This window comes from Aeromonas sp. s8, assembly GCF_040907785.1.
GTDB classification, from domain to species: domain Bacteria; phylum Pseudomonadota; class Gammaproteobacteria; order Enterobacterales; family Aeromonadaceae; genus Aeromonas; species Aeromonas veronii.
Map to the genome: position 1 here is coordinate 97,696 of NZ_JBFOCL010000026.1, position 6,000 is coordinate 103,695.

Below are 6,000 nucleotides of genomic sequence, written 5' to 3' on the forward strand. Positions count from 1 at the left end.
AGCGGGAATCTGTGGCTTGCCAAGGGGATGCCAACGCAGGTTTGACCTCTGTTTGGGGTGGCCCCGTGAGCGAGGCATCGTTCACTCATTTGTTGAAAGAGGCGTGTTGGCCAGATTGTTAACGGCTTGTGCTTTAGATTTTCCCCCTTATACTGGCGCCATCTTGTCGGAGTGCTGACCGTCGAACGACGCGAAGCTGAGACCGTTAATTCGGGATCCGTGGAACCTGATCAGGTTAAAACCTGCGAAGGGAACAAGGGTAACTTGCGGGTTACCGCGCCGGAGGAGGGACAAGCCTCTTCCGCTCATCAAAGGGCTCACCCTTGATGGGTCAGGGCGCACAGGAGGGAGTCTGTCCCGTCCGGTTGTCCAGCACGTGGGGCGCCTTGCCCACAGCGTGCAGAGAACGGGAAGTGGTAGAACAGCAGCGCGGAGATCTATCCCGCGCGCACTCCCTCCCGAGATAAACACCCCGCCGCAAGTTCATCTTCTCCTCGAACTCCAGACAAGCAAACACCCATAACTTCAACCAGTTAATGTGAGTTTTGCTATGTCTACTTCCGTATCTGATACCAATAAATCCAGCCGCCGCGAGCAGCGTTCCAGCGCTCAGGCCTTTATCGACAGCCTCAAGGGGATGGCTCACCCCAACTCCCGCCGCATCTTTATCCAGGGTTCTCGCCCCGATATCCGGGTGCCCCTGCGGGAGATCCTGCTGGCCGACACCTTCGTCGGCGGCACCAAAGAAGATCCCAAATTCGAACCCAACGAGCCGATCCCGGTCTACGACACTTCTGGCCGTTACGGGGAGGAGGGGGTCGCCATCGACGTGCGCCGTGGCCTGCCGCGCCTGCGGGAGAACTGGGTGCTGGAGCGCGATGATACCGACGAACTGCCGGGGCTCAGCTCCACCTTCACTCAGGAGCGTCTGGCGGACGAGGGGCTCGACCACCTGCGCTTCGAGCATCTGCCGAAACCACGCCGCGCCAAGCCGGGCCGTCGGGTCACCCAGCTCCACTACGCCCGCGCCGGCATCATCACTCCCGAGATGGAATTTATCGCCATTCGCGAGAACATGGGGCGCGAGCGGGTGCGCTCCGAGCTCTTGCGCACCCAGCATCCGGGCCGCGATTTCGGTGCCCGTTTGCCCCAGAACATCACCCCCGAATTTGTGCGCGATGAGGTGGCCGCCGGTCGCGCCATCATCCCCAGCAACATCAACCACCCGGAAGCGGAGCCGATGATCATCGGCCGCAATTTTCTGGTGAAGATCAACGCCAACATCGGCAACTCGGCAGTCACCTCCAGCATCGAGGAGGAGGTAGAGAAGCTGGTCTGGTCGACCCGCTGGGGCGCCGACACAGTGATGGATCTCTCCACCGGCCGCTATATCCACGAGACCCGCGAGTGGATCCTGCGCAACAGCCCTGTCCCCATCGGTACCGTGCCCATCTATCAGGCGCTGGAGAAGACCAACGGCATCGCCGAAGACCTCACCTGGGAGCTGTTCCGCGACACCCTGCTGGAGCAGGCCGAGCAGGGGGTGGACTACTTCACCATCCATGCCGGCGTCCTGCTGCGTTTCGTGCCGATGACCGCCAAGCGCCTCACCGGCATCGTCTCGCGCGGCGGCAGCATCATGGCCAAGTGGTGCCTGTCACACCACAAGGAGAACTTCCTCTACCAGCACTTCCGCGAAATCTGCGAGATCTGCGCCGCCTATGACGTGGCGCTGTCGCTGGGCGACGGTCTGCGTCCGGGCTCCGTCTATGACGCCAACGACGAGGCTCAGTTCGCCGAGCTGCGCACCTTGGGCGAGCTCACCAAGATCGCGTGGGAGTACGACGTGCAGGTGATGATCGAGGGGCCGGGTCACGTGCCGATGCACATGATCGAGCGCAACATGACCGAGCAGCTGGAGCACTGCCACGAGGCGCCTTTCTATACGCTGGGCCCGCTCACCACCGACATCGCGCCCGGTTACGATCACTTCACCTCCGGCATTGGCGCCGCGCTCATCGGCTGGTACGGCTGCGCCATGCTCTGCTACGTCACCCCCAAGGAGCATCTGGGGCTGCCCAACAAGGAGGATGTGAAGCAGGGTCTGATTACCTACAAGATCGCCGCTCACGCCGCCGATCTGGCCAAGGGTCACCCGGGCGCCCAGATCCGCGACAACGCCATGTCCAAGGCACGCTTCGAGTTCCGTTGGGAGGATCAGTTCAATCTGGCGTTGGATCCCGACACCGCCCGCGCCTACCACGACGAAACCCTGCCCCAGGAGTCCGGCAAGGTGGCCCACTTCTGCTCCATGTGCGGGCCCAAGTTCTGCTCCATGAAGATCACTCAGGACGTGCGCGATTACGCGGCGAAATTGGAAGCCGTTGAGATCAAGCTGGTCGGCATGGATGGCCAGCAGGAGCAGGTGGTGGCTCAGGTGGAGAGCGGCATGGCCCGCATGGCTGAGACTTTCAAGGAGACCGGCGGCGAGATCTACCATCAGGCGGCGGCGCTGAAACAGGCCGCAGGGGAGGAGGCGTGAGCAGCGCAAGCGGGGCTGTCAGCCCCGCCGACCTGCCACCTGTGACCGACTCTCGCCCTGTGGTCTGGACCATCGCCGGTTCCGACTCCGGCGGTGGCGCCGGTATTCAGGCCGACTTGCACACATTGCACGACCTCGGCGTGCACGGCTGCTCGGTTATCTCCGCCATTACCGCCCAGAACTCGGTGGCGGTGAAGATGGTCGACCCTGTGCTGATGCAGACCTTCACCGCCCAGATCGACGCCCTTGGCGTCGATCTGCCGCCCGCCGCCATCAAGATCGGCCTGCTGCCGACCCGGCTCCATGTGGAGGTGCTGGCCCGCCGACTGGCGGCCATCGAGGCTCCCTTCGTGGTCTACGACCCGGTGGCTATTGCCAGCAGCGGCACCCCGATGGCGGAGCCCAATATGCTGGAAGCGGTGCGCGAGCAGCTGTTGCCACGTCTGTCGCTCATCACCCCCAACGGCCCCGAGCTGGAGGCCCTGACCGGCATTCCTGCGACAAGCCCTGTGCTGGTGCGTTTCGCTGCCCAGCGGCTGCGCGAACTCGGCGCCCGCGCCGTGCTGGTCAAGGGCGGCCATCTGGGCTGGAGCGGCGATCTCTGCCTCGATTACTACCAGGACGAGACCCGCGAGTTCTGGCTGGCGGCGCCGCGCCTCGATACCCGCCACGGCCACGGCACCGGCTGCTGCTACGCCAGCGCCATAGCCGCCGTGGTGGCGCAGGATTATCCGGTGGAGGACGCCATCACCCTGGCGCGTGCCTACCTGCAACAGGGCTTGGCTGCAGCGCAGGGAGTGGGCGCAGGCCCGGGCCCCATCGCCCATCTTGGCTGGCCCGCCGCTCTTGCCCACTTCCCCCGCGCCGTGTTGGCGGGATCAACCCTCGATCGCCGCTTCGGATTGTATGAAGCGAGCAGCGCCCGCCTGCCGGATGGCCCCTTCGCGCCGACCGAACACAACCTCGGCCTCTATCCGGTGGTGGATTCGGTCAAGTGGCTGCGCCGCCTGCTGGGGTCAGGGGTCAAGACCATCCAGCTGCGGATCAAGAATCTGCCTGCCGCAGAGGTGGCACCGGCCATTCGCGATGCTGTGGCGCTTGGTCGCCGCCATGGGGCGCGGCTCTTTATCAACGACTACTGGCAACAGGCCATCGAGGCGGGCGCCTGGGGCGTGCATCTGGGGCAGGAGGATATGGAGACGGCGGATCTCGCCGCCATTCAGGCGGCCGGGCTGCGCCTTGGCATCTCCACCCACGGCTACTTCGAGCTGATGCGGGCGCGCGAGCTGGCCCCCTCCTATATGGCGTTGGGTCATATCTTCCCGACCAACACCAAGGCGATGCCTTCGCGCCCGCAGGGGCTGGTGCGGCTGCATCGCTACCGCGCCCTGATGGCGGAGTGGCCGACGGTGGCCATCGGCGGCATCAGCGAGGATCGGGTGGCGGCGGTCAAGGCAAGCGGGGTCGGAAGTATTGCGCTGGTCTCTGCCATCACGGCCAGCGACGACTGGCAGGGGGCGACCGAGCGGCTGCTCGCGGCCGTGGGGGCAGGGGATAAGCCACGCTCGGCCACCGTTATACGGGAGGCAGAACATGCGCTCTGATGCCGCTTCTCTTAGTGACAAAGAGTATCTGAGATATGGCCGCCAGCTGATGCTGGCGGAAGTGGGGGAGGCGGGGCAGGCGCGGCTGAAAGATAAGTCCGTGCTGCTCGTCGGCTTGGGCGGGCTCGGCTCGCCGCTGGCCCTCTATCTGGCCGGGGCCGGGGTGGGCACCTTGTGGCTGGCCGATGGCGATACGGTCGATTCCAGCAATCTGCCGCGCCAGATCCTGTTCGATAGCGAGGCGGTGAACCACTCCAAGGCGGAGCTGGCCCGCGAGCGGTTGGTTGCCCACAACCCGCTGGTGGAGCTGATTGCCATCAACCAGCGGCTCGATGCCGCCAGCCTGCCGGAGTTTGTGGCCGAGGTAGATCTGGTGATCGACTGCTGCGACAACCTCCCTACCCGCCATGCCATCAACGCCGCCTGCGTGGCTCAGGACAAACCCTGGATCTCCGCCGCTGCGGTGGGCTGGCTGGGGCAGCTGATGGCGCGTACCAGCAGCGATCACGCCTGCTACGCCTGCCTCTACCCGCTGGATACCAAGACCGCCGAGCGCTGCGAGACCAGCGGCGTCACCGGCCCACTGGTCGGGGTGATGGGCTCTTTGCAGGCACTGGAGGCACTGAAACTGCTGCTCGGAATGCCAAGCCCGGTCGCTGGCACATTGCGCCGTTTCGATGCGTTGGCCCATCAGTGGCAGACCCTCACTCTGGCCCCCGATCCCGATTGCCCGGTTTGCGGGCAGCGCCGATGCCCGACACTCGATAAGGAGATCACCCCATGACCTTGACCATTCGACTCAACGATAAAGCCCAGCAGCTGGCGGCAGGGCAGAGCGTGGCCGACCTGCTGGCGGCGCAAGACGTTAATCCACAGGGAGTGGCTATAGCCCTTAACGGCGCCGTGCTGCCCCGTGGCCGCTGGGCCGAGACCCGTCTCAATGACGGGGATGAACTTCACCTCTTCACTGCCATTGCAGGAGGCTGACATGCTGACAATTGCCGATCACACCTTCTCATCGCGCCTCTTTACCGGCACCGGCAAGTTTGCCCGCCCGGATCTGATGGCCGCCGCCATCGAGGCGAGTGGCTCCCAGCTGGTCACCATGGCCATCAAGCGGCTCGAACCGGGCAAGGCTCACGACGATATCCTGAGCCCCTTGCTGCAACTCGGGGTCAAGCTGCTGCCCAACACTTCTGGCGCCAAGACCGCCGCCGAGGCGGTATTTGCCGCCCACCTCGCCCGCGAGGCGCTGAGGACGAACTGGCTGAAGCTGGAGATCCACCCCGACCCGCGCTATCTGCTGCCTGATCCCATCGAGACGCTGAAAGCCGCCGAGCAGCTGGTGAAAGAGGGCTTTGTGGTGCTGCCCTACTGCGGTGCCGACCCCGTGCTGTGCAAACGGCTCGAAGAGGTGGGTTGCGCTGCCGTGATGCCGCTCGGTGCGCCCATCGGTTCCAATCAGGGGCTGGTGACCCGGGAGTTTCTCTCCATCATCGTCGAGCAGGCCAATGTGCCTGTGGTAGTTGATGCGGGCATCGGTGCGCCGAGCCACGCGGCCGCCGCCTTTGAGCTGGGCGCCGATGCCGTGCTGGTCAACACCGCCATCGCGGTGAGCGGCGACCCGGTCGCCATGGGCCGCGCCTTTGCGCTGGCCTGCACCGCCGGGCGCAGCGCCTATGAAGCCGGCCTTGGCGCCCGCGCCCTGCAGGCCCAAGCCTCCAGCCCGCTTACCGATTTTCTGGGGGCGTTATGAGTCATGATGCTGGCTCGGGGCAAGAGCCAATGGCCGCGTCCTCTTTCTCGGTTTCTCCTGAGGCAGATGTGTTTAGCCCCCCTCTCCCCTTGGGAGAG

At 64.8% G+C, this 6,000-nt stretch carries 5 protein-coding genes and 1 riboswitch; all 5 genes read left to right on the plus strand.

All coding sequences use genetic code 11. The annotated features are described in order from the left end of the window. Positions 1-157: 157 nt before the first annotated feature. A riboswitch (TPP riboswitch) is annotated at positions 158-270 on the plus strand. A gap of 280 nt (positions 271-550) precedes the next feature. The 5 genes from thiC to AB5Y86_RS08805 are packed head-to-tail and all read left to right on the plus strand — an operon-like array spanning position 551 to position 5,902. Next, entirely contained in the window at positions 551-2,542 is a 1,992-nt protein-coding gene (gene thiC, locus AB5Y86_RS08785; RefSeq protein ID WP_368192616.1) for a phosphomethylpyrimidine synthase ThiC, read from the plus strand. Next, positions 2,539-4,146, plus strand: coding sequence for a thiamine phosphate synthase (gene thiE / locus AB5Y86_RS08790; protein WP_368192618.1), 1,608 nt, complete (start codon positions 2,539-2,541; stop codon positions 4,144-4,146). The genes thiC and thiE overlap by 4 nt, the downstream gene beginning before the upstream one ends. After that, the gene (locus AB5Y86_RS08795) at positions 4,136-4,930 is read left to right on the plus strand and encodes a ThiF family adenylyltransferase (RefSeq protein ID WP_368192620.1); all 795 of its coding nucleotides are present in this window, start codon (positions 4,136-4,138) and stop codon (positions 4,928-4,930) included. The genes thiE and AB5Y86_RS08795 overlap by 11 nt, the downstream gene beginning before the upstream one ends. Further along, entirely contained in the window at positions 4,927-5,133 is a 207-nt protein-coding gene (thiS, locus tag AB5Y86_RS08800; protein ID WP_368192621.1) for a sulfur carrier protein ThiS, read from the plus strand. The genes AB5Y86_RS08795 and thiS overlap by 4 nt, the downstream gene beginning before the upstream one ends. Position 5,134: 1 nt before the next feature. Further along, positions 5,135-5,902 (plus strand): thiazole synthase, encoded by a 768-nt coding sequence (locus AB5Y86_RS08805; protein ID WP_368192622.1) that lies wholly within the window; start codon positions 5,135-5,137, stop codon positions 5,900-5,902. The last annotated feature ends 98 nt before the right edge of the window (positions 5,903-6,000 follow it).